16 protein-coding genes are annotated in these 22,510 nt (G+C 47.2%); 13 read left to right on the plus strand and 3 right to left on the minus strand.

From position 1 onward, the window contains the following. Window positions 1-305: 305 nt before the first annotated feature. A complete protein-coding gene (gene glmS, locus IPJ67_04630) occupies window positions 306-2,174 on the minus strand; it encodes a glutamine--fructose-6-phosphate transaminase (isomerizing) (GenBank protein ID QQR77382.1) in 1,869 nt (622 codons plus the stop codon). 149 nt (window positions 2,175-2,323) lie between these two features. Between glmS and IPJ67_04635 the strand changes: the two genes are divergently transcribed. The 9 genes from IPJ67_04635 (at window position 2,324) to rsmA (ending at window position 12,032) form a co-directional block, all read left to right on the plus strand. Further along, window positions 2,324-2,506 (plus strand): hypothetical protein, encoded by a 183-nt coding sequence (locus IPJ67_04635; GenBank protein QQR77383.1) that lies wholly within the window; start codon window positions 2,324-2,326, stop codon window positions 2,504-2,506. Window positions 2,507-2,670: 164 nt separating this feature from the next. Next, the gene (pnp, locus tag IPJ67_04640; protein QQR77384.1) at window positions 2,671-4,782 is read left to right on the plus strand and encodes a polyribonucleotide nucleotidyltransferase; all 2,112 of its coding nucleotides are present in this window, start codon (window positions 2,671-2,673) and stop codon (window positions 4,780-4,782) included. 99 nt (window positions 4,783-4,881) lie between these two features. Next, window positions 4,882-6,312 carry a hypothetical protein gene (locus IPJ67_04645; GenBank protein QQR77385.1) on the plus strand — a complete coding sequence of 477 codons (1,431 nt, stop codon included), beginning with the start codon at window positions 4,882-4,884 and terminating at the stop codon, window positions 6,310-6,312. Between the two features lie 849 nt (window positions 6,313-7,161). Then, on the plus strand, window positions 7,162-7,563 hold the full coding sequence (locus IPJ67_04650) for a YraN family protein (protein ID QQR77386.1): 402 nt from the start codon (window positions 7,162-7,164) through the stop codon (window positions 7,561-7,563). Window positions 7,564-7,755: 192 nt separating this feature from the next. Then, the gene (locus IPJ67_04655; protein ID QQR78043.1) at window positions 7,756-7,980 is read left to right on the plus strand and encodes a TraR/DksA C4-type zinc finger protein; all 225 of its coding nucleotides are present in this window, start codon (window positions 7,756-7,758) and stop codon (window positions 7,978-7,980) included. Window positions 7,981-8,041: 61 nt separating this feature from the next. Then, the gene (locus IPJ67_04660; protein QQR77387.1) at window positions 8,042-8,425 is read left to right on the plus strand and encodes a signal peptidase II; all 384 of its coding nucleotides are present in this window, start codon (window positions 8,042-8,044) and stop codon (window positions 8,423-8,425) included. A gap of 34 nt (window positions 8,426-8,459) precedes the next feature. Further along, window positions 8,460-9,986: a YifB family Mg chelatase-like AAA ATPase gene (locus IPJ67_04665; GenBank protein QQR77388.1), complete on the plus strand. Its 1,527-nt coding sequence runs from the start codon at window positions 8,460-8,462 to the stop codon at window positions 9,984-9,986. Window positions 9,987-10,245: 259 nt separating this feature from the next. After that, complete coding sequence (locus tag IPJ67_04670; protein ID QQR77389.1) at window positions 10,246-11,208, plus strand: G5 domain-containing protein; 963 nt, start codon at window positions 10,246-10,248, stop codon at window positions 11,206-11,208. A 32-nt stretch (window positions 11,209-11,240) separates the two neighbouring features. Continuing rightward, window positions 11,241-12,032: a ribosomal RNA small subunit methyltransferase A gene (gene rsmA / locus IPJ67_04675; GenBank protein ID QQR77390.1), complete on the plus strand. Its 792-nt coding sequence runs from the start codon at window positions 11,241-11,243 to the stop codon at window positions 12,030-12,032. A gap of 10 nt (window positions 12,033-12,042) precedes the next feature. Here the strand turns inward: rsmA and IPJ67_04680 are convergent, their stop codons facing one another. Further along, on the minus strand, window positions 12,043-13,680 hold the full coding sequence (locus IPJ67_04680) for a UbiA prenyltransferase family protein (protein QQR77391.1): 1,638 nt from the start codon (window positions 13,678-13,680) through the stop codon (window positions 12,043-12,045). A 64-nt stretch (window positions 13,681-13,744) separates the two neighbouring features. Between IPJ67_04680 and IPJ67_04685 the strand changes: the two genes are divergently transcribed. After that, window positions 13,745-15,985, plus strand: coding sequence for a UvrD-helicase domain-containing protein (locus IPJ67_04685; GenBank protein ID QQR77392.1), 2,241 nt, complete (start codon window positions 13,745-13,747; stop codon window positions 15,983-15,985). A gap of 31 nt (window positions 15,986-16,016) precedes the next feature. Here IPJ67_04685 and IPJ67_04690 read toward each other — a convergent pair whose 3' ends face one another. Further along, window positions 16,017-16,943, minus strand: a complete 927-nt coding sequence (locus IPJ67_04690; GenBank protein ID QQR77393.1) for a tyrosine-type recombinase/integrase — start codon at window positions 16,941-16,943, stop codon at window positions 16,017-16,019. A gap of 291 nt (window positions 16,944-17,234) precedes the next feature. Here IPJ67_04690 and IPJ67_04695 point away from each other — a divergent pair, with 291 nt between their 5' ends. The 3 genes from IPJ67_04695 to IPJ67_04705 all read left to right on the plus strand — a co-directional run bounded on the left by IPJ67_04695 (window position 17,235) and on the right by IPJ67_04705 (window position 22,510). Next, window positions 17,235-18,371: a LysM peptidoglycan-binding domain-containing protein gene (locus IPJ67_04695; GenBank protein QQR77394.1), complete on the plus strand. Its 1,137-nt coding sequence runs from the start codon at window positions 17,235-17,237 to the stop codon at window positions 18,369-18,371. Window positions 18,372-19,079: 708 nt separating this feature from the next. Further along, window positions 19,080-21,122, plus strand: a complete 2,043-nt coding sequence (locus IPJ67_04700) for a hypothetical protein (GenBank protein ID QQR77395.1) — start codon at window positions 19,080-19,082, stop codon at window positions 21,120-21,122. A 35-nt stretch (window positions 21,123-21,157) separates the two neighbouring features. Continuing rightward, window positions 21,158-22,510, plus strand: coding sequence for a hypothetical protein (locus tag IPJ67_04705; protein QQR77396.1), 1,353 nt, complete (start codon window positions 21,158-21,160; stop codon window positions 22,508-22,510).

Below are 22,510 nucleotides of genomic sequence, written 5' to 3' on the forward strand. Positions count from 1 at the left end.
GTTTGCCTTTCGTTTGACCAAAAGTCACAAGGAAATCTTGGACATCGGCCTCTTGTGTTGAGTCGATACAAGCTATCAAACTGACTCAACAATGAACAAGCTAGCATACCCTTGAAATCTTGTCAAGTGCATTTGGAACTATTTCTGATATATTGGCTTTTTAAAGGAAAAAACTCAACATTTTTCTCGTGATTTTTTCGCTATTTTACCGACACAATCCGGTAAAATTTACAAGAAAGAGACCGGGCAGAAAAAGCGAGAAATCACAGAACAAGATTCCTCAATATTTCTCAAAAAATCCGGAATTATTCCACGGTCACGCTTTTGGCGAGATTCCTCGGGCGATCGATTGCCTCACCGCGTGCCGCGGCGACAAAGTAGGCAAAGAGTTGAAGCGGGATGATAGAAAGGAGAGGGGAAAGAGGTTCGATTGTCTCGGGAATGAAGAAACACTCGTCTGCAAGCCCTTTGTCGAGAAGCTCCGTATTGCCTTGGGTCGTAACGGCGATGATTCGCCCCTTTCGCGCTTTGACTTCCTGCATATTGCTCACGGTTTTCTCATACACACTGTCCTGCGGAACCACGAAAACGCAGGGGAAGCCGTCTTCGACAAGTGCCAATGGCCCATGCTTCATCTCTCCTGCCGGATAGGCTTCGGCATGAACATAGGCGATTTCTTTAATCTTGAGCGCGCCTTCAAAGGCAACCGGCGCACTGTACCGACGCCCGAGATAAAAGAAGTCATCGCAACTCGAGAAGTGCTCCGAGACACTCCGTATCGCATCTGTCTGTGTAAAAATCTGTTGTATCTTGTCAGGAATCTGCCGGAGATGTCGAGCAAAGTCCTTGCCAGCCGCAAGCGAGAGTGCTCCGCGACGCCCGAGAGAGAGTGCTAAGCACGAAAGCACCGCGAGCTGAGACGTGAACGCTTTGGTCGACGCCACAGAGATTTCCGGCCCGGCATGCGTGTATATACCAGCATCGGTCTTCCTGGCGATGGTCGAGCCGACAACATTGACAATGCCAAGTGCCAAGGCACCCTTCCGCTGCGCCTCTTCGACTGCCGCAAGTGTATCGGCTGTTTCGCCGGACTGCGAAAGCGCAATAAGCGCCGTTTCCGCGTCGAGCACCGGGTTCTTGTAGCGAAATTCCGAAGCAGGTGTCGCCTTGGCAGATTTCCCAGCAATATCTTCCAGAAGATATTCGCCCACCATCCCCGCATGAAGTGATGTCCCACACGAAACAAACTGAAATGAGCGAATCTTCCCCAAAGTTTTGTCCACACTCGTTAGCCCGCCGAGCCGAGCCGTCGCCGCGCCTTCTGTGAGTCGCCCGCGAAGCGCATCTTCGATAACGCGAGGTTGTTCCATGATTTCCTTGAGCATGAAGTGCGGATAGCCACCCTTCTCCGCTTCTTCGAGCGACCATTCAAGCGTCTCAATGGCTTTTGTCGCTGCATAGCGTCCATCAAGACGCGAGAGCGTATGGTTATTTTCCGTTATATGGCAGAGCTCGCCATCTTCGAGGAAGAACACGTCACGTGTCCGTGACAATATCGCCGATGGATCCGACGCGACAATATATTCGTGTTCTCCCACGCCCACAAGAAGAGGACTCCCTTGTTTCGCTACAAAGAGACTCTTTGGCTCATCTGCTCCGAGTACCAAGAGACCGTATGTGCCCCGCAATCGCACAAGCGCTGTTCGTATTGCCTCCAAGAGCGAAGGCGTTGTTTTCCGTGATTCCTCTATGAGGTGCGCAATGACTTCCGTATCGGTTTCCGACTGAAAGGTGTGGCCGAGAGCCACAAGTTCATCTTTGAGCTCACGATAGTTCTCGACAATGCCATTGTGAACAACCGCTATCCGCCCCGAACAATCCGCATGCGGATGCGCGTTGGCATCCGTCGCTCCACCATGTGTCGCCCAACGCGTATGAAGAATGGCAATCGGCGCAACAGAAGGGAAGTCTCCCGACGATTGTTGCTCGCTGATTTCCGGAACGAGCCCTTCATTGATACCACCTTTCTTCTTGGCAATATGGAGCACTCCGCCAGAGAGTGCGGCAATGCCCGCGCTATCATATCCGCGATACTCGAGCTTCAACAACGCATTCACTCCCGCCTCGACCGCATCTCCTCCAGACGCTGCCATATAGCCCACGACTCCACACATAAACATGTTTATTAGTGCGCATCTAAAAACATCGGCATTCTCCTTGAGGTGTAGCAAAGAAGTGAGAAAAAAACAATGCAAAAAAATATCCAAAAATATTGACACCCTATTTAGAATCCCCTACACTGCCCAGTCAATAAAAGATATCTATGTCTTCCAAGGAAATTCTTACTCTCTTCATCCTCCTCACAAGTGGTGCCGGTCTTTCTATGGCGGTTGATTTGGCACTTGGCATTCGGTGGCAGAGGTTCAAAGTCTGGAAATGGCTCATTCACATTACCACCCTCATTCTTTACGGCGCCATAATCGCCGCTTATATGATTCTGAATTGACGAATCATCTGAAACGCCGTATACTTCGCTCGAAGATACGGCTTGTTTTTCCTTAATATACGCCCAAAGGAATCGCCCTCGGCACAGAAGAATACCCAAGATTTTCAATATGATTTCTTGGTGACTCTCCCGTGTTTAGCGGCTTCCCGACGGGCAAAACAGCTATGCAAGAACAGAAATGGTCCCTCCAAATCGGAGGACGCGTCCTTGAGCTCTCGACTGGACTCCTCGCAGGACAAGCAAATGGCGCTGTTCGCGCTCAATATGGCGACACTGTCGTCCTCGCAACCGCCGTCATGGGCAAGAATCCCTCGAATATTTCGGGGTATTTCCCACTTCTCGTCGACTACGAAGAGCGCTATTACGCTGCCGGAAAAATAAAAGGGTCTCGTTTTGTAAAGCGAGAGGGGCGTCCCTCTGATGATGCCGTCCTCACCGGACGTGCCGTCGACCGCACAATTCGCCCACTCTTTAATGCGCGAATGAGAAACGACGTACAGGTTATCGTTACAACACTCTCATTTGACGGTGAGAATGATCCCGATACGATTGGTATGATTGCCGCTTCCGCCGCACTCGCCCTCTCAGATATTCCTTGGAATGGACCAATTGGTGCTGTCCGCGTCGGCAAAATAAATGAGAATTTCATTCTCAATCCCATAAACGGCGAGCGAACCGAGAGTGACCTTGACCTTCTCATCGCTGGAACAAACGAGAAGGTGAATATGATGGAAGTTTCCGCCAAAGAAGTGCCGGAATCTATCATGATAGAAGCCTTTGCCTTTGGTTTCGAAGCTGTCAAGAAAATCGCCGATTTTGTCGAATCGATACAGAAAGAGGTTGGAAAAGAAAAGCTTGTGCCAACACTCCTCGAAGCACCAAAAGAAGTCGAAACCGACATCCGTCGATGGTTTGAAGAGAAAGGTCTCGCTCAAGCACTCTATCTCAAAGGGAAGAAAGAGACCTACGATCAACTTCGCGAGATTCGCGAGTATGTCGATGAAAAAATAGGTGAAACCTACGCGAATATTCCAAAAATCCGCGAAGTCACTGAACAGGTCTTCGAAGAGCTCTCCGATGAAATCGTGCATGAAAATGTCTTAAAAAATGAGAAGCGCCCAGATGGACGCGCACTCACCGAGATTCGACCCATCTCGTGCCAGGTTGGTATACTTCCGCGCACACACGGCACGGGACTCTTTACCCGCGGTGAGACACAAGCGCTCACTGTCGCCACTCTCGGCTCCCCAGGCGATGAGCAAATCATCGACACTATGGAAGTCGACATGAAGAAGCGATACATCCACCACTACAATTTCCCCCCATATTCTGTTGGTGAAGTAAAGCCGATGCGCGGTCCTGGACGGCGCGAAGTGGGACATGGTGCCCTTGCTGAGAAGGCGCTTGTTCCGGTGCTTCCCAGCAAAGAAGACTTCCCATATACCATACTTTTGGTTTCTGAGATACTCTCCTCTAATGGATCATCATCCATGGCATCAACCTGCGGATCAACACTCGCCCTCATGGACGCTGGCGTGCCGATATCAGCACCTGTCTCCGGCATCGCTATGGGCATCATTGTTGGCGACGAGAAAAACTACAAAGTACTGACCGATATCCAGGGACTCGAAGATCACTACGGCGACATGGACTTCAAAGCCGCTGGAACCACCAAGGGACTTACAGCAATCCAAATGGATGTAAAGGTAGATGGCGTCACGCTCGAAATGCTTGAAGCTGTACTCATGCAAGCAAAGGGAAATCGTGCCGACATCCTCGGAAAAATGCTCGCGACACTCCCTCAGGCACGCACCAACCTTTCACCATACGCACCACGCATCATCGTACTCCATATCAATCCAGAGAAAATCCGCGATGTTATCGGGCCAGGTGGCAAGATGATCAATCGCATCATCGATGAAACCGGCGTCGAAATCGATATCGAAGACGACGGCTCCGTCTTCGTCACATCTCCAGATGAAATAAGCTCCAAAAAGGCTGTTGAATGGATCAACAATCTCACGCGCGAAGTAAAGCCGGGCGAACTCTTCCAAGGTCGAGTCACGCGTCTCATGAATTTCGGGGCTTTTGTTGAAGTACTCCCAAATCAAGAAGGGCTTGTCCATATCTCCGAGCTCGCCGAGCAACGAGTCGAGCGCGTCGAAGATATTGTACAAGTGGGCGATATTATCCCTGTCATTGTGAAGAATATCGACGACCAAGGTCGCATCAATCTCTCAAGAAAAGCCGCTTTGGGAAAAACGATTACTGAGTAAGCCTCACAACTCTTGATAGCTCGTCCAGAGTAACAACTTGTGATAGAATAGAAGACGGAAGAAGTTCCGTCTTCTTTCTTGCTCAAAAACAAAAATGCTATGGGTTTCTTCTCAAAAAAAATATCCGCCGGAGATAAAAACGATACGCACGAAATGGTTGACGCAAAAATCCACGTCATGCAACATGACTTGGATGAAATCGCCAAGAACGGTCATGTCGAAATAGAACCGGATCATCAAGAGAAGTCCGCACAACAAAAGCCAGTTTCTTCGAAACCTCCAGAAGAGGAGTCGCTCCCTGTAGACAGTCCATTTTCTCAATCAATATACCCTCCCACTACACCGGAGACACCAGCACTGTCCCTTGAGACACCTCAAGCACCTTCCGATGCACCACAACAAGAATCCCTGCCGGAGGATGTCCAAGCAGTGCCGCCCGCACGTCCATCAGAACCTCTTAATCTCCCGACATTTCAAGGAGCGCAAGTTCCCGCACCTCGCGAGTTCATGCACCTCAACATCGAAAAACAAGCTTCATCGACAGCGTACGAAAAGCCGCCTGAACCAGAACCTGCCCCAACAGAAAGTCTCAAATCACCTTCCGCGTCACAGGAATCATTGCGCAGCGGCAATTGGCCAGTCGAAGCGCCCGCAGAAACGACTTCAACCAAAAAGGGAGCACTCAAGAAAACAACACCGAAAAAGATTTCTTTGCGGAAGACACCCACAGACAAGAAGGTGATGTCTGACAACATTATTTTGAAAGAGCGCTGGGGATGGAAGCATTTTCTCCTAATAGTTGTCATACTCGGGACTATCAGTGGTGGAGCGTTCTATTTTTGGAAAACGCGATTTTTCCAGGAGAGAATGGACTCATTAGCAATCACGCACCCAAATATTCCCGATATTTCCAGCAATGATACGACTGATAAACTCCGCAATAAACCAGACGCATCTTTTCCATTCTCAACAACCAATGCAAATCCATTCCTGGTTGATGTCGAAACAGAGACTGTATCAACACTCCGAGAACAACTCATGAAAAACGCGGAGACAATGAGACAGGCGAATATGACCGGACCCGTGCCATTCTCCGTCGTCGACAAAACCAACACGCCAATTGCCTTCTTCATATTCGCTTCCATATTCAATCTCGGGCTTTCTGGCGATCTTCTCAATAGCCTCGACAATAGCTTCACCCTCTCACTCTTCCTCGACAATGGAGAGCCCCGAACAACGCTCACCATCACTACAAAAAATCCCACCGATGCCCAGAAATATCTTACCGCGTCCGAGAAGACACTTCCGCTCAGTCTCAAGAATATTCTCCTTGTAGACACTCCGCCAACCGTACCAGCAGCAACTTTTTCCACCACTTCCTACAAGAGTACCACAATACGCTATTTCAACCTCTCCATAGAGACACCTCTCTCGTTTGATTACACATTTATCGACAACACACTCATCATTGGCACAAGCAAGAACGCAGAACGCGCTAGCATCGATGTAATACTCGATTCAAAGAAGTAAGTCAAAAAGATTCTCTGAGAGATTTTGGCTCAAGTGAAAGATAAAAAAAGAATTTCTTTTCTTTTCCAACGAATATTTTTCGAAAATACCTCAAAAAAAATGCTGATGGGATTAATCGAAGAATGCTTTTGTAGAGACATTCTCCAAAAAAACTTCTCCCGCGTTGACCCAGCACTTTTTTTCTGTTATACTGAGATTGTTATCAAGTGAAAGAGCAGTTCATTAAAAAACAAAAGTACTCACTAGTTGACCCGTCCGGCGAAGTCCTCTCTTCATCGAACGGTAGCGGGGTTCCAATCGCAATTTCCCCCTATTTGCGATTGGACTCCCCCTACTGTTCCTCCTCGAAAAATTTCGAGGCTCTCCTTCATCCGACAAGGAGAAACCAAAAAACAAAAACAAATTTTCCTGTCGAACAAAAATAAAGACAGAAAAATAAAAAGAAAAAACAAAAAAACAGTTCTTTCAAAAAGGAATCAAAAAAAGGATTCCAAAAAACCAGGCTAAATGCCAAGGACACGGTACGGGCGATACTCAATCGGAAGAGTGTTACAACTTACATGCGATCATATCACGCGAAGTTCTTAATGGATTACTGATGCTCCTCACCCGTGCTAGGTAACCGGAACACGCGTTGGCGCATGGCCGGGGGCTACCCACCAACTTATTCATATTTGGGTGCGCGTAGCACCCGGCAACCAACTCTTTTATACTTTTCACTCACAACTTCTCATTCTCGAAAGTCCCGAAAAACCCGAAAGGGTGTTTTTTATTTGAAGAAATTCGCGTTTCAGCTTAAAATATCGACTACACAGTAAACAAACGAGCATATCGCCGTCTCCGCCCCATATGAAAATACCGAGTTTCTCCATTTTTCAAGACAAACATGGCTCCATTGGGAAAAAGGGTGAGAATATCGCAGCGACGTATCTCAAGAAAAAAGGGTTTAAAATTCTCAAAATGAACTATATAAATCCCAAAGGAAAGCAGCTTGGTGAAATAGATATCATCGCGCAAAAAGAGGAGATACTTGTCTTTGTAGAGGTAAAAACACGAAAGGGAGAAACAAATAAGGTCTTCCCAGAAGACAATCTGACACCAAGTAAGCTCCACAAACTCGAGAAAATCGCCACGCATTATCTTCAATCGCATCATCTCCAAGACAAGTCCTATCACTTCGATGCGATTACTGTCCTCTTTGACGAAAAGCAAACTGCAGTCATACGCCACTTCGAACATATTTTCGTATAAACTTCCATCTAGACAGCATCTCTATTCCCTCGTATACTCCAAGTACAAGCTATTAAAACAATCCCTATGCCCCTCGATGCCACAACACTCACCGAACTCAAAGAAAAACTCCTCACCGAAAAGACTCGGCTCGAGGAGGCGCTCTCGAAGTTTGCCACCAAAACCGATGTCCCTGGCGAATATGAAACGCGCATGGAGGCAATTGGCACCGACATGGACGACAATGCAACCGAAGTTGAAGGATACGTCGACAATATTGCCGTCGAGTCCAATCTTGAGAAAGAGCTCCGTGACGTCCTCGATGCGCTCGAAAAGATGGAAACTGGAACCTATGGCATTTGCGAAAACACCGGCAAAGAAATCTCCCTCGATCGACTCCGCGTCTATCCAGCTGCCCGCACCACCATCAACAAATAGCCTTATGATTGTCCGAAGCAAGGCTTGGCATATATGTGTCTCAAGCCTTGTTTTTTTTGTCGTGTGCCAAATCTCAACACTCGCTCTTTTGCCAAAGACACTTGTCTGCAATAGCGGTATCAGCTTCAGCATCAATATTCCCGTATTCGTGCTGATTCCGGCAATCATCATCTCCCTTTTCTTCATTGCGGGTACGCTCCAGGCAATGCTGCAAGGGAAAACATTGGGGCATTTAGCCATACTCGGTGGAAGTCTCGTGTTTGGCGGGGCATTTTCAAATATCACCGATCGCCTCTTCCGGGGTTGTGTTCCTGACTTTTTTCATATATTCTTCTTTCCAACGTTCAATGTGGCGGATATGGGAATAAGTATGGGGGCTATTTTACTCCTCATACCAATGTTTCAAAAAGACAAAGAAACAAATAATCCAGTGAAAAAATTCTAAAATTCATTCGAAATTTGCCCTTCACATTACCGTCATGCCTGCCAAGATATTCTCTGCTGCAACACTCGGACTCGAAAGTGAACTCGTCGAAGTGGAAGTTGATGCTTTCAATACCGGCATGCATCACTTCACCGTCGTCGGACTTCCCGATACCACCATCAAAGAATCCCGCGACCGCGTAAGCTCCGCCCTCAAAAACAGCGGCTTTCTCCCTCCGCATCGCTTTGGTCGCATCACGGTCAATCTTGCTCCCGCTGATTTGCCCAAGAACAGCCCTGTCTACGATGTTCCCATGGCACTCGGATTTCTCCTTGCGACCGAACAGCTTTCGTTCGACTTTCGCGACAAGCTCTTCATCGGAGAACTCTCCCTCGACGGCAAAGTCCGTCCTGTAGGAGGCGTCCTCCCTATCGCTCTCCTCGCCAAGAGGCTCGGCATGACCGAGCTCTATGTGCCAGAAAAAAATGCCGATGAGGCCGCGATGGTAAAAGGTATTCGAATCATTCCCATTACTTCGCTTTTTGAAACCGCACAACATCTCTCGGGCGCCAAGACACTCGCACCCACTCCCGATATTGATATGGAAGCAATGTTTCGGGAAGAATCCTTTCTCCTCGATATGAAAGACGTACGAGGACAAGAGCATGCCAAGCGCGCCTTGGAAATTGCCGCTGCCGGCGGGCACAATATCCTCATGAGCGGTCCCCCAGGAAGCGGCAAGACTGTCCTCGCTAAGACACTTCCGTCTATCCTTCCAAAACTCAACTTCGAGGAAAGCATCGAAATTACCAAAATATTCTCCATTGCCGGATTCCTCACGCGAAGCAATACGCTCGTGACAACGCGCCCCTTTCGTTCGCCACACCACAGCGCAAGTGCCGTTTCGCTTGTGGGAGGCGGGTCATTCCCTAAACCCGGAGAGATCAGCCTCGCGCACCGAGGCGTCCTCTTCCTCGATGAGTTCGGCGAATTTTCCAAAAACGTTCTAGAAAACCTCCGCCAACCGCTCGAAGACGGACACATCACCGTCTCCCGTGCCAAAGGATCACTCCATTTCCCGGCGCGATTCATCTTGGTCGCCGCAATGAATCCCTGTCCCTGCGGCAATATGGGCGATCCCGATCGATTGTGCTCGTGCTCACCCCGCGAAACCCTGCGATACAAGACGCGCATTTCCGGTCCCATTATGGATCGCATCGATCTCCACATCGAAGTCCCGCGCATTCCCTTTGAGAAACTCGAAGCACCAGAAAACGCCGAGACAAGTCTCTCCATCCGGGAGCGAGTTGAAAAAGCCCGTGACATACAACGCGAACGATTTGTTGGAAAGGGCATATTCACCAATGCTGAAATGGGATCCGCTCTCATCCGCGAGGTCTGCCCACTCGACCAGCCTTCCAAAGACCTCTTACGTCAAGCCGTTTCCTCCATGCATCTCTCCGCCCGTGCCTACTACCGCCTCATTAAGCTCGCCCGCACCATCGCCGACCTCGAGTCCGCCGAACACATCCTCCCCAAACACCTCGCCGAAGCCATACAATATCGGTTTAAGACGGAGTAAAAAGATAAACTTTTTGTTTTCAAAATAACGGGCATGATACAGAAAGTATCATGCCCAAATACATGCGCCTCTCTAGGGAGACCTTACCCTCTTCTTTTCTTCACAGACACCTCAAACCATATGTAGAAATGCATCTGCAATAGACACACCATCAAAGATGAAGCTTTGACGAATCGTGTAATCAACGCTGGGATTTCTAACAGCTAATTATACACACATTATATTGACGGTTCATACTTCTCTCCGGCACAATACGGAGGTGAAACGACCCTCCAATACAAAAAGCGTCATTCTCCTTTTCGGTGCTATTGGCATCGGATGGGCTGTATTCCTCTTTTTTCACAGCGACACCTCCACAAAACAAACAACCAAAAAACCAGAAACATTTCCCATAACTTTTATTCTTGATCAGCTGACACTACCAGAACAAGCACATGCCGGCGAGACTGTCGGAGAAATCCTCAAACGTGTCGGTATTTCCTATACAAAAGGGGATGATCTCATTCCATCCAAAGAAACGCAATTGACGACGAATATGCTCGTAAGTCTTGTGTCTACCAAGAAATATTCCATCGACACCAAGGATGGGAAGCGCGAAGGCAAAACAACGCTTCGCACTGTCGGACAACTCCTCAATGAGCAAGGAATATCACTTGGGAAGAATGATCTCGTCACACCAGACACCGAGAAAGCGCTCACTGACAATGTTCACATTTCCGTCATTCAGGTTGATATCCGAAGCGAAGTGATACGTAAACCCATTGCCTTCACGGTGCAAGAATCCGAAGATGCGACACTTTCTTGGAGGAAGCGTCTCATTACCCAAAAAGGCGAAAAGGGAATTCGTGAGCTCACCTACGAAGTCGTTTCTCATGATGGAAAAGAAATAAAGAGAACGCTCGTAGAAAGTAAAATAACCAAAGAGCCTCTCCCGGAAATCGCCACCCAAGGCACCAAGGTCGAAGTCGGCAAGAAACACACAGGGCTCGGATCATGGTATAGTTTCACCGGAACCCTCTCTGCCGCCAATCCATGGCTCCCAATCGGCAGCTATGTCCGCGTCACCAACACCGAGAATGGCAAATCCGTCATTGTCCGCATCAATGACCGCGGTCCCTTCGGCAAAAATCGCATTATAGATCTCGACCGCGTCGCTTTTGAGAAAATCGCCTCAATCGGCGCCGGCATCATCCCGGTAAAAGTCGAGGAAATCACCAACTAAGAATGCTCAATTTTGAATCTGAAATTTCCCTTATGTTCCCAAAAAAATCGTTCAGCCAAAATTTCCTCCACGATGAAAAAGTGGTGAGCAATATCGTTCAACTCGGGCAAGCAAACACTTTTGACTGGATTGTAGAAATTGGCGCGGGCGAAGGAGTCCTTACAGAAGCACTTGCGCAAGAAGGAGCGCACATCGTTGCGCTCGAGTTTGACCGCGACCTCATTCCTGGACTCCTCAGACGCTTTCCACTCGCTTCACCGGTATCTCTTGTAGAGGCGGATATTCTCCGCGCCAATATCCCAGAGATACTCCAACAGAAAGGATATGAAGTGGGTGATTCTTGGGCAGTATTTGGCAATATCCCCTATGCGATTACCGGAAAAATTCTCCGGATACTTGTTTCGCTTGCGGATATCCCCGACTCCATCGTGCTCATGATGCAAAAAGAAGTCGCCGAACGAATCGTTGCACACAACCATCGTCAGTCACTCCTCTCCCTCTCAGTTGCTCTCTTTGGAGAAGCTGAGATACTTTTTGCTGTCCAAAAAGAAGCTTTTTTTCCCGCGCCACAAGTAGAGAGCGCTGTCATTCGCATCACCCCAAACAAACACTGCCTCCCACTTGAAGAGCGCGAACACATCCTCCGCCTTGCCAAAATCGGTTTTGCCTCCAAGCGGAAAACACTGCTCAATAATTTCTCGGCACACCATGCCTATTCAAGAGAACTGCTCATACACTTCCTTGAGAGCATCGGGAAAACTCCCTCCGCTCGCGCTGAAGAGCTCTCGGCAGAAGAATGGAAGCAGTTTGCACAGCATTTTTGAGAGACATCAACTAGAGCAATACACTTACTGCCAAAAATCCATAGCCGGAAACGAGCGCAAGTATCCACCAAAACACTGATCGGTAGGTTATCCTGCCGGTTTTTTCTTTCATGGAAAGCACGGTCCAAAATGACGCCCCACCAAAAAGAAGTGCCGGGAGAAACAATGAAGAAGCGTGAAACACGAAAACACTCGCTATAAAAGAGAGGAAAATGCCAGAGGCTACGGCCAATTTCGCCCATCGGACACCGAGCAATACCGGAAGCGTCCAGACAGAATTTTTCCCATCACCCGAGACATCTTTGAAGTCTTTGAGCGGAATGGAAACCGCGTAGGCAAAAATGAAAAGGCTGATAAATGACGTGGGGAGATGAGCAATTGTCCCCTGAGGGGCAAAAAGCATGAAACCAAGGAACAGAATCAGCACACTCGCAACCGCACTCGCAAACGACGCCACCACCGGAAATCGCTTAAGTCGAAAGGGTGGCGCAGAATATACCCACGCAAGTGCCTGATACACTAAGAGGAGAAGAGCGCTCTTCATATTTACAATTGCTGGAAGAAATATCGACGCCACAAAAAAACCACTCCCAATCGCTCCATAGAGCGCAGGGGACACATCCCCCATTGGGAGTGGACGAGAAGTATTTGTCTCACAATCAATCGCTCTGTCAAAAAAATCATTTGCCACAACCGACGCAAGCCATGCTGAAACTATCCCCACTAGCAAAAGGAAAAGCGCAAAAATATCGAAGAGCCCGAGAGCTGAAAGAGAGAATGTCGCATCTGTCACAACAAATGAGAGCCCCATACCAACAAAAAAAAGTCCGGCATGGTACACCGCCTGCGGAAGGCGCGCATTTCGAAACAGCGCGTAAAAAATTTTCCTGTGAGAAAAAAAGAGCCATATTCCCACGACAAAAGGGAGCATCGCACCATACGTCAGACTCATCTTGATATTCAAGACTGACCGAGGATCTGAAATTGTGTGCAAAAAGAGAGAAAGTGGCGACAAGAAAATTGCCGCCACATCGGGAGAACGAAGCGTCCATTGTCCTTTGGAGACTCCATCAATAAGAAGTGCCGCCCATGAAGGGAATGTCCCCAGAAAAAAGAGGAGGGTATACGCCGAAAGAGCTGCCCAACAAGACCAGAGCACTCGGCGCGTCTTCCAGAAAACATAGAGCCCAAAGCATATCGTCACCAGAGCCACTTCCGCGCGAACGCCATAGGTAATACCAAGATCCGGTCGATCCCCAAAAAAGGTGAGATACCGCCCAAGGAGCCCAGAGAATCCATCAAAAATATAGAAACTCCAGAGTCCCGTCCCGCCAGAAACAAAGAAGTCAATAATTGGAGGTGAAAGAATAATAAGGAAACCAAACAACAGCATATTCGACGCAACCGCCAACGAAACACGTGTAAAATGCTGAAATATCGGAAGAAACAGCAAGAAAGACAAGAGAAAAAACAAAACGTTGTGCGTCCATTCAAAGAAAAGAAATCCTACTGAAAGACTTCCGAAGTCAAAAAGCCATGACTCCACCAAAAGCCGCAGAGTAATAAGACCAAAAAAGGCGCCGAGCCACAGTCCGAGACTTGTCTCAGACTTCTCAATCGCTTGAATAAGCGCTCGCGGAAATTTCATACACGAAGCATAGCAAATCAAAAGCCACTCGCACAACTTTCGGCAATCATGATAGAGTGTATCCATGACTCCACTCGCCTCAAACCTCAATCCAGAACAACGTCGTGCCGTTGAAACAACCGAGGGTCCTGTGCTCATTGTTGCGGGCGCCGGAAGCGGCAAGACAAAAACCCTCACCCATCGCGTCGTCCATCTCATGCAAGAAAAGGGCGTTTCGGCACAACACATACTCGCCGTCACTTTTACCAATAAAGCGGCCGAGGAAATGAGAGGGCGCGTGGCATCACTCCTCTCGCAAACAACGAAAAAACCACCTCTCTTTGGAAAACAGCCTGTCGGACTGCCACACATTGGCACTTTTCACAGCATTTGTTCACGCATTCTCCGCAAAGATATCGCTGTACTCGGATACAAGACAACCTTTACCATACTCGACAGCGATGATCAGCTCGCCCTCATGAAGCGCACCATGAAATCCCTCGAGATTGACCCAAAAAACATTCATCCTCGTGCGCTTCTCGATGCCGTCTCCAGAGCCAAAAACCAGCTCCTCGACGAGCTCGTCTTCGAATCCCGAGCCGGAAGCTATTACGAAGAACTCGTCGCCAAAGCCTATCGGAAATATCAGGAAGAGCTTCGCAGCAATCACACACTCGACTTTGACGATCTCTTACGGCTCACCATACAGATCTTTCACACACATCCAGAAACCCTCAATCACTATCGAAATCTCTTCCACTACATCATGGTGGATGAGTATCAAGATACCAATCACGCACAATATACCCTCATTCACCTTCTCGCTGAAAAACACCGCAATCTCTTTGCAATTGGCGACGACTACCAGTCTATATACGGCTGGCGACAGGCAGATATCCGAAACATTCTCAACTTCGAAAAAGATTATCCCGAAGCTACTATTGTCACGCTCGATCAAAATTACCGATCAACGCAAACAATCCTCGATGCCGCCGGAAGCGTGATCGCCAAAAACGCCAACCAGCGACACAAAAAACTCTGGACATCGCAAGAGGGAGGAGCGCCGCTCACTATTTTCGAAGCCGAAGACGAACGAGGCGAGGCAGACTATGTCATCCGAAAGATTCAGGAGACTGCCAAAAATGCCAGTAAAGACATAGACGCAAAACAAACTCGATCATTCTCGGAGTTTGCCATTCTCTATAGAACCAACGCACAATCCCGAGCACTCGAAGAAGCCTGCCTCAATCACTCCGTTCCATACCGCATCATCGGCGGACTCAAATTCTACGGACGTAAAGAAGTCAAAGATGCCATTGCCTATCTGCGGCTCGTCGCCAATCACTGGGACACACTCTCACTTGCAAGAATTGCCAATGAACCACCACGCGGAATCGGCAAGAAAACTCTTGAATCATGGCTTAGTGGAGCCAAGAGTGCAAAAACAGACCCCATCACCTTTGCTCGAGAAGATGAAGGAAAACAGCTCAATATAGCCATTTCCAAACAAAAGTCTGCTGCACAGCTCGCAAACATCCTTCACAAAAACACCCAAAAACTTCTCGAAAAAGGCTCCCTTTCCACATTTCTCGCCACTCTCCTTGAAAGCGTCGGCTACATCAAAGCGCTCGAAGATGGTACAGAAGAAGGCTCTGCACGCCTCGAAAACGTCCGTGAACTTTTCTCTGTCGCAAAGAAATATGACGGGACACCACTGGAAAACGCCATCACATTTTTCTTGGAAGAGATTGCGCTTGTGTCCGACACAGATGCGATTGACGGCAGTGAAAACGCCGTACAACTCATGACTCTCCATAGCGCCAAGGGACTCGAATTTCCTTTCGTCTTTCTTGTTGGACTTGAAGAAGGAATTTTTCCACATTCACGAAGCGCCCTGTCTCCTGCCGAACTCGAAGAAGAACGCCGACTTATGTATGTCGGGCTCACACGCGCCAAAGAAAAAGCCTGGCTCATATCAGCGGAAACACGTATGATATTCGGCTCAACACAGATGAATGCTCCATCGCGATTCATTAGTGAAATCCCTGAGCACCTTGTCAGAACAGAAGAGCGAAAGAAAGGGAGAGACAATAGTGAATATGCCGACAGACACCAAATGCAAACACATACATCTCATAGCACAAAACCGCCCACACCACACAATCAAGCAACAGTGGAGAGTCTGCGTCCAGGAGACGCCATATCCCACCCCACATTCGGAAATGGCATCGTCATCAAAATAGAAGGAACGCTCGCCACCATAGCCTTTCGAACCAAAGGAGTAAAGAAACTCGCCCTTGGCATTGCTCCGATTGAGAAAATATAAACAACTCAAACTCCCCCACAAAAGAGTTGCCTCACGATTTCTCCCGTCCTTTCCCATGAAATTTCTCATGCACTTCGCGAAGTCCCTCATCAGTGACATGCGTATAGATTTGCGTGGTAGTAATAGAAGAATGTCCGAGAAGTGCCTGGACACTCCGAATATCGGCGCCATTTCGCAAAAGATCCGTTGCGAAGCTGTGTCGCAATGTATGAGGATGAACACTTTTTGTGAGTCCCGCTTTCGCGGCAAGTCTCGCAACGATGCGCTCAACGGTTCGCACTGTAATACGCAAATCTTCAACAGAAGATTTCTTGGCAAATCCGCGACGCGTCGAAACAAAGAGTGCTGGATCAACATCATGTCGCGTATCGAGATAGGACTGCAATGCTAAACGCGCCCGATCCGACACAAAGACCATACGAAGCTTATTCCCCTTTCCGCGAACACTCAGCTCTCCCACTTCAAGATTCACCGACTCGCGATCAAGCCCGACAAGCTCAGACACACGCAAACCCGATGAAAACAAGAATTCCAAGAGCGCCCGATCTCGACGAGCTGTTTCGCTTACCCCCTCTGCTGCCTGACAGAGCCTATCAAATTCATCCGACTCCAAGAAATCCACCTGTCGCTCAGGTGTTTTTGCTGTCTCGATTCGCTCCGGGGGCGCCGAGGCAATTCCCTCCTTGGCGAGATAGCGCAAAAATCCCCGCAACACAATAATATGGTAATTTTGCGTTGTTTTCTTTAGTTCTCCGCCATGGACATTTTGCCTTCGATTCAAGAAGAGTCGGTATTTTCGTATACTCTCAAGAGTAATATCCTTTGGATCCTGAGCACCTCGCCAAGTAAGAAAACTCTTGAGCACTCGATCATAACTCTCCACTGTTTTGGGTGATCGTCCTCGCTCAATTTCCATATACTCAAGAAATTTCGTCACCAGAGCCAGCATACCTGCCATACACATATATCTAAAAGATGTCTCATTGTACCCTCCCAGTATACCACACCCAAAATACCGAAATTTTGTTTACTTTAAGCCAAAAAAATGAAAATAACACTCTGGAAACATTGACAGCATCCCTTTGCCTTACTATACTCAACTTTGCGTAAAAATCTTTGGTTTCGCCTCCGATGGAGAGCCCTCTTTATACCGGGCACCCCTAGGACTCGAAGCAATTGAAAGGACTCGCGTATCTCTACGCGCATTTTCAGGGGGCTATTTCGTGTTCTCCGGCAAGGGCAATTGCTTTTGCACAAAGGGAATACTCATATTCACCGCTTTCAAAGAAAAGGTGTTGTTTATCTCAAACAACACAAGACCGTTCGGATTCTCCACCTTTTTCGTCAATACTCTGCGCTCACCGTCGTCGTGTCGAGTGCTTTTCTCGTCACCGGAACCAATATCGCTACACATGAGCAACCCGGAAGCATGCTTTCCGGCTACTTTCACACCGAAAACGCCGACGCGCAGCAATTTCCCATGAAAAGCCCTGCGAAACGCGAAAGCCTCTCATCAGCCCCACTTGCCTTTGCCTCCAACACTGTCGACACTGAAGCGAAACTCGAAGACCCTTCAGAAATAGACGCGCCAAGCAACACTATTATTGCTTCCTCAGACCTTGCTCCCGTCATTCAAGAAGACCCTGAGGAAGGCGAGGGAGTCAAAATATACACCATCCAAGAAGGTGATACCCTTGGGAAAATTGCCCAGGATCACAATATCACAATCAATACTATCCTTTGGGCAAACGACATTAGCAATATTGATGAGATTCGCCCTGGCGACCAGATATTCATTCTCCCTATCGCTGGACTCAAATACATCGTCAAAGAAGGCGACACCATACAAGATATTGCCAAGACATACCATGGCGACACTGAGCGCATTATCGCCTTCAACAACCTCCCCGCCAATGGTCGACTAGAGACTAACCAAGAGCTTATTATCCCCGACGGCTACAAAGACACACCAAAGCCTGCATCTGACAGCCTCCTCGATCGTCGCCAATATGCCACATCGAGCGGCGGAGCAGCAACAGACATCTCCGGCTGGCGCACCCTGAGTGGCAAAGCCGGCACAGGACACACCTTCCCTTATGGCTATTGCACCTGGTATGTCGCTCAAAAACGCTATGTACCATGGGGAGGAAACGCTGGTACCTGGCTCTACAATGCCAAGGCGCTTGGGTATAAAACCGGGAAATCACCACGAGTTGGCTCTATTGTCGTCACCACAGAAAACCGCTATTACGGACACGTCGCCCTTGTAGAGAAAGTGCTTGATGATTCTATTATCGTAAGTGAAATGAACTATGTCGGCTGGGGGAAAACTGACCGACGCACCATTTCTTTGTCAAATAGAAGTATAAAGGGATATGTTTATTAAAATTCCTGAGTCATTCGAGTGCCACATAACACCTATTACAATTCATCACATAAAGAACTCCCTTCCTGGAAGTTCTTTTTATAACTCGCCCTTTACGCTAGATAACAATAATCTCCCATTTAAGTCGCCAAACAAAAAGTTCTACCATTCTGAGAGAAATTGAGGAATCCAACCTTTCAAGAAGCATCCCCTCTATCTCCTCAATTGAGATTCCGATCTGTCAACGGAGTAGACCATTCACGCTAATACCTCAGATGGCGCGCACTCTCGTAGCAATAAAAGAAGATGAAGTGCTTTTGAAAATTATCCACATAGTCCTATACCTTTGCATCTCTCCTTACTAAACAGACACGTTTGTTTATATCCTGTGTACAACTAGGGTATTCCTTGTGAAAAAGTCTGGAAAAACTCTGTGCATTACTCACACAAAACGTGCACAAACCAACCACTACATCCACCAAGACAGCAAGATCATCTCATACACACTGACTCACCACATATCACCTCATTTGAAAAAGGTGAGAATACCCGCACATTCTCCACTTCTCCACTTCTCCACCGAACTAATAGTAATAATATTAAAAAATATTAAAAAAACAGTTACTGATTAATGCAAGGGGAGATACTTTGTGAACTCATTTAGGAGAAAAGTAAAGGAAATTTCTCTTATCAAGGGATAGGTGCTCTGCGTTGTAGTTGAAGTGACACGTGGATATTTTGGAATTCCTTGACAGGTGTTTTCGTGGTATACTTTCCACTAGAAAACTGTTTTTGTTTTTTTGTTGTGTGAACAAAAGTAGTAAAACAAAAAAAACTCTCTTGTTTCGGGCTTCTCTTTTTGTGAGAAGTCATCCAGCTCTGCTCCTTGTGGTACTTGTAGGGTGTTTTTTGTTGACGCCAAACATGCATGTAGTGCAGGCTGGTAGTTTTTTGGATTTAGTAACAACGCCGAGCGCGTGGATTAATGCGCTTATATATCCTTTCTTTTTGTTTTTTTCATGGATTGTAAATCTTGCTGCAGGGATTTTTGTTTGGGTTATCAATGCGACAACGTTTACAAAACTCATGAATGCGGGGGCCATCTATGAGGTGTGGCTTATTGTTCGAGATTTTCTGAATATATTCTTTATACTCGTACTTCTTTTCTCGGCATTTGCTACGATATTTCAACTCGATAGATATGAATACAAGAAAACGATTCCCATGTTGGTTATTATGGCGCTTTTGGTGAATTTTAGTTTTCCTATTGCGCGTTTTGTGATTGATTTGGCAAATGTGCCAATGTATTTCTTTTCACAAAACATATTTGGAGTGGATGGGCCTAACGAGATTACCTCTGGAGTATTGAGTGGGACAAAGATGCAAAATATTCTTATACCAGGAATTAATGATGATAAGTCATTGGTAGATTTTAGTACAACCCATCTCCTTGCAGCGACCATCTGTATGTTTTTATTTGGTATTTCTTTCCTTGTTTTGTCAGTGTTGATGTTGGTTCGTATGATAGCGCTTGCTATTTTGGTGATGTTTTCACCAATTGGATTTGTAGGGATGATTACACCGGCGTTGCAAGGTTTTGCGAAGGGATGGTGGGATAAACTCTTTAAGTGGGCGTTCTATGGTCCAATAGCAGTCATGTTTGTGTTGGTGTCGGTAATTGTTATGAAGTCTGCTGGAGACTCAATATATCCAACAGCGGGTGCTGGAGGGGTATTTCAATCCACGGGAAATTCCGTGAATGATAATATGATATCTGCTGTTGCCTTCTTTACTATCCCAATAGTGCTTTTTTGGATCGCTATTACCTCAGCAGAGAAATATAGCAATGATATGTCAGGTATGAGTGTGAAGTTTGGGTCGCAACTAGGGAGAAAGGCTGGGGGATGGGTAAGAAAGGGCGCTTGGGGAACTACGAAGTGGGCTGCAAAGGCTCCATTGAAAGCGATTGATAATGTTACCCAAAATAGAATCTCCGGAACTACTCTTGGAATTCGTGATGCTTGGAGGAATAGGCAGTCTGCATGGTGGGGTGGGAGTGATATTGAGAATCGAAGAAAGAAAGTTTCTGATGATGTGGCATCTTCATTGAAACGCAAGGGAACGAGTACTCAAGAGGTTCAGAAGAAAGTTGCTGAACATGAAAAAGAAAATACTACTGAGGCAGATTTGAGGGAGCTTGTTAGAAAAAATGGTGATATTGCTGCTGCAATGGTGCTTGTGAAGCAAGGGAAGTTGACGGATGAGGAGTTTGCAAAGGTCCGAGTTGACCTTGATGATACTAAGGATAAAGCCTTAGTTGATCTTCTTGAAGGAAAAGTAAAGGAGAAGCGGATTGATTTGGTTATGAATTATAAGATTAACCAGGAAGCTACTGAATTAATGAAAAGATCTCCTGGTATGTCGAGGGAGGCGGCATTGGCTCGTGTTGGGGAGTCGGTAGCAGAAAAAGAAATCAAGAAATTAGCGCCAAGTAAATGGAAGGAGCAGAGTTTGAAGGATTGGTTTAGTCTTAAGGATGCTGCTGGAAAGGAAATCGACTATGACATTGATGATTCAACTGGTGTGATTGAAGTGAAAGATAAAGTTACGGGTGCAGTTATTCACTCAGAAGGAGCGGAAATTTTGAGGGCGAAGGTTGCAGCTGCTCGAACCACATTTGGTTCATATCATGGTAAAAATAAGGATAAAGCAATTGATGATATGACTGGAGAGAAATTCACAATAGGGCAGGATTTGAAGATTTTTGTGTAAAAGCTTCCCATTTAGTTCGGTGCGAATTGTGTTTTATGATTTACCTAAAACTTACTGACGATCAAAAAATAGCTAAGGCAAGTACGCCGGTGCTTGTTTGGGCTACTAAGAATCCAGATGATGAAACGAGAGAGCAAGTTATTGAAAATCATGAACGATTTCGGAAGCTCCCATTTGAAGCGAAGTATAAACTTGGGTTCCAATATACTCCTGAGGTTATTAAGAAAATAGGGGAAGAGTTTGGAATGGATCCTTTGAAGTTAGCAAGTATTTCACGAGCACTTCGTAATTTCTATTTTGGTGATATAAAAAAAGGGGATATTTCCAGATTTTTAGGGGAAGAAATGGAGATATCATTGGAGCAAGCGAATAGGGTAGCTAATACTATAATAAAGAGGATTATTGAGGCTCCTATTCCAAAAGAGGCTTCTGAACAAGTGGATAATCTTCCACTTCTTGATGCGATTGCGAAGTATCAGCGGCTCTCTGAGCAGACGGTGACGGAGGATCGTATTGTGGTGAAGGGGGAATCTTCGCCGGTTCGCGGGTCTCTTCGCAATTGGTTGCGACATTATCGTGATGTGGTGGGTATACGGAAGCATTCTACGATGGAGAGGGGACAATTTCTTTTTCAGGGGGATAATACCAAGCGGCTTTCTGCAATAGAGCGAGAAAGAGTTTCTTTTCTTTTGAAGTCACTTGATGAGAATACGCCAGTATCAATCGATACTGATCGGCAAGAAATAATCTTTCCAGCATTTGAGGAAAGAGGAAATGCTGCGTCTGCGACCACAGCGGAGAGAGTGGTTCCAGCATTAGAGACTTCTTTTCGACCGCTCGAGAAGTTTCCAGCGCAGGCAGCGCCAATTCGAAAGGCGCTTGAGTGGAATAGAGAAGAGGTGAGAGGAAATGTTCTTCCTGAAAAGCGCTCGGAAGTATCGCAACAGAAGGCATCCACAACTGAAGTGGCAGCGCCTTTTGGAAATATTGCGCAACAGCCTTTTCCGGAAGCGGCAAAGTCACGAGCGGTTGGTGTATCGGCGCCGGTATATACACCTGCTTCTCCTCCTGTAGCATCGGGAGCCCCCATTCCTCAGCAGGGAAATATGAGCTTTAGCTCGAGTCATGTGCTCCCGCATGAGAAAGCGATTGCGGAGGCAAGTGCTCCGTCGCAGGATGCGCCAGTGCAGCAGAGTCCTCCTTCGAGTGTTCCGGAGAGTCCTCGTGAGCCAGAAGCGATTAGTGTGATTCGGCCGCGCGGGAATCATTCTGGATTTCGTGGAGGCGCTGAGAAAGAAACAGTAGCGTTGCCAGAGGGTAGCTCTGATGCTCCGCGTGTGGTAAACTTACGGAGTTCGGGAGGGAGAAACGCGCGAGGTCGAGTGTAA

The organism is Candidatus Moraniibacteriota bacterium (assembly GCA_016699385.1).
GTDB lineage: Bacteria > Patescibacteriota > Minisyncoccia > Moranbacterales > UBA1568.

Bases quoted from the DNA above. Each gene is read 5' to 3' on its own strand.
- glmS (QQR77382.1), bottom strand. From the start codon at position 2,174: ATGTGTGGAGTCGTGGGCTATATGGCAGCGTCTGGAGGAGATGCGGTC.
- IPJ67_04635 (QQR77383.1), top strand. From the start codon at position 2,324: ATGTCTTCCAAGGAAATTCTTACTCTCTTCATCCTCCTCACAAGTGGT.
- pnp (QQR77384.1), top strand. From the start codon at position 2,671: ATGCAAGAACAGAAATGGTCCCTCCAAATCGGAGGACGCGTCCTTGAG.
- IPJ67_04645 (QQR77385.1), top strand. From the start codon at position 4,882: ATGGGTTTCTTCTCAAAAAAAATATCCGCCGGAGATAAAAACGATACG.
- IPJ67_04650 (QQR77386.1), top strand. From the start codon at position 7,162: ATGAAAATACCGAGTTTCTCCATTTTTCAAGACAAACATGGCTCCATT.
- IPJ67_04655 (QQR78043.1), top strand. From the start codon at position 7,756: ATGGAGGCAATTGGCACCGACATGGACGACAATGCAACCGAAGTTGAA.
- IPJ67_04665 (QQR77388.1), top strand. From the start codon at position 8,460: ATGCCTGCCAAGATATTCTCTGCTGCAACACTCGGACTCGAAAGTGAA.
- rsmA (QQR77390.1), top strand. From the start codon at position 11,241: ATGTTCCCAAAAAAATCGTTCAGCCAAAATTTCCTCCACGATGAAAAA.
- IPJ67_04680 (QQR77391.1), bottom strand. From the start codon at position 13,680: ATGAAATTTCCGCGAGCGCTTATTCAAGCGATTGAGAAGTCTGAGACA.
- IPJ67_04685 (QQR77392.1), top strand. From the start codon at position 13,745: ATGACTCCACTCGCCTCAAACCTCAATCCAGAACAACGTCGTGCCGTT.
- IPJ67_04690 (QQR77393.1), bottom strand. From the start codon at position 16,943: ATGGCAGGTATGCTGGCTCTGGTGACGAAATTTCTTGAGTATATGGAA.
- IPJ67_04705 (QQR77396.1), top strand. From the start codon at position 21,158: ATGATTTACCTAAAACTTACTGACGATCAAAAAATAGCTAAGGCAAGT.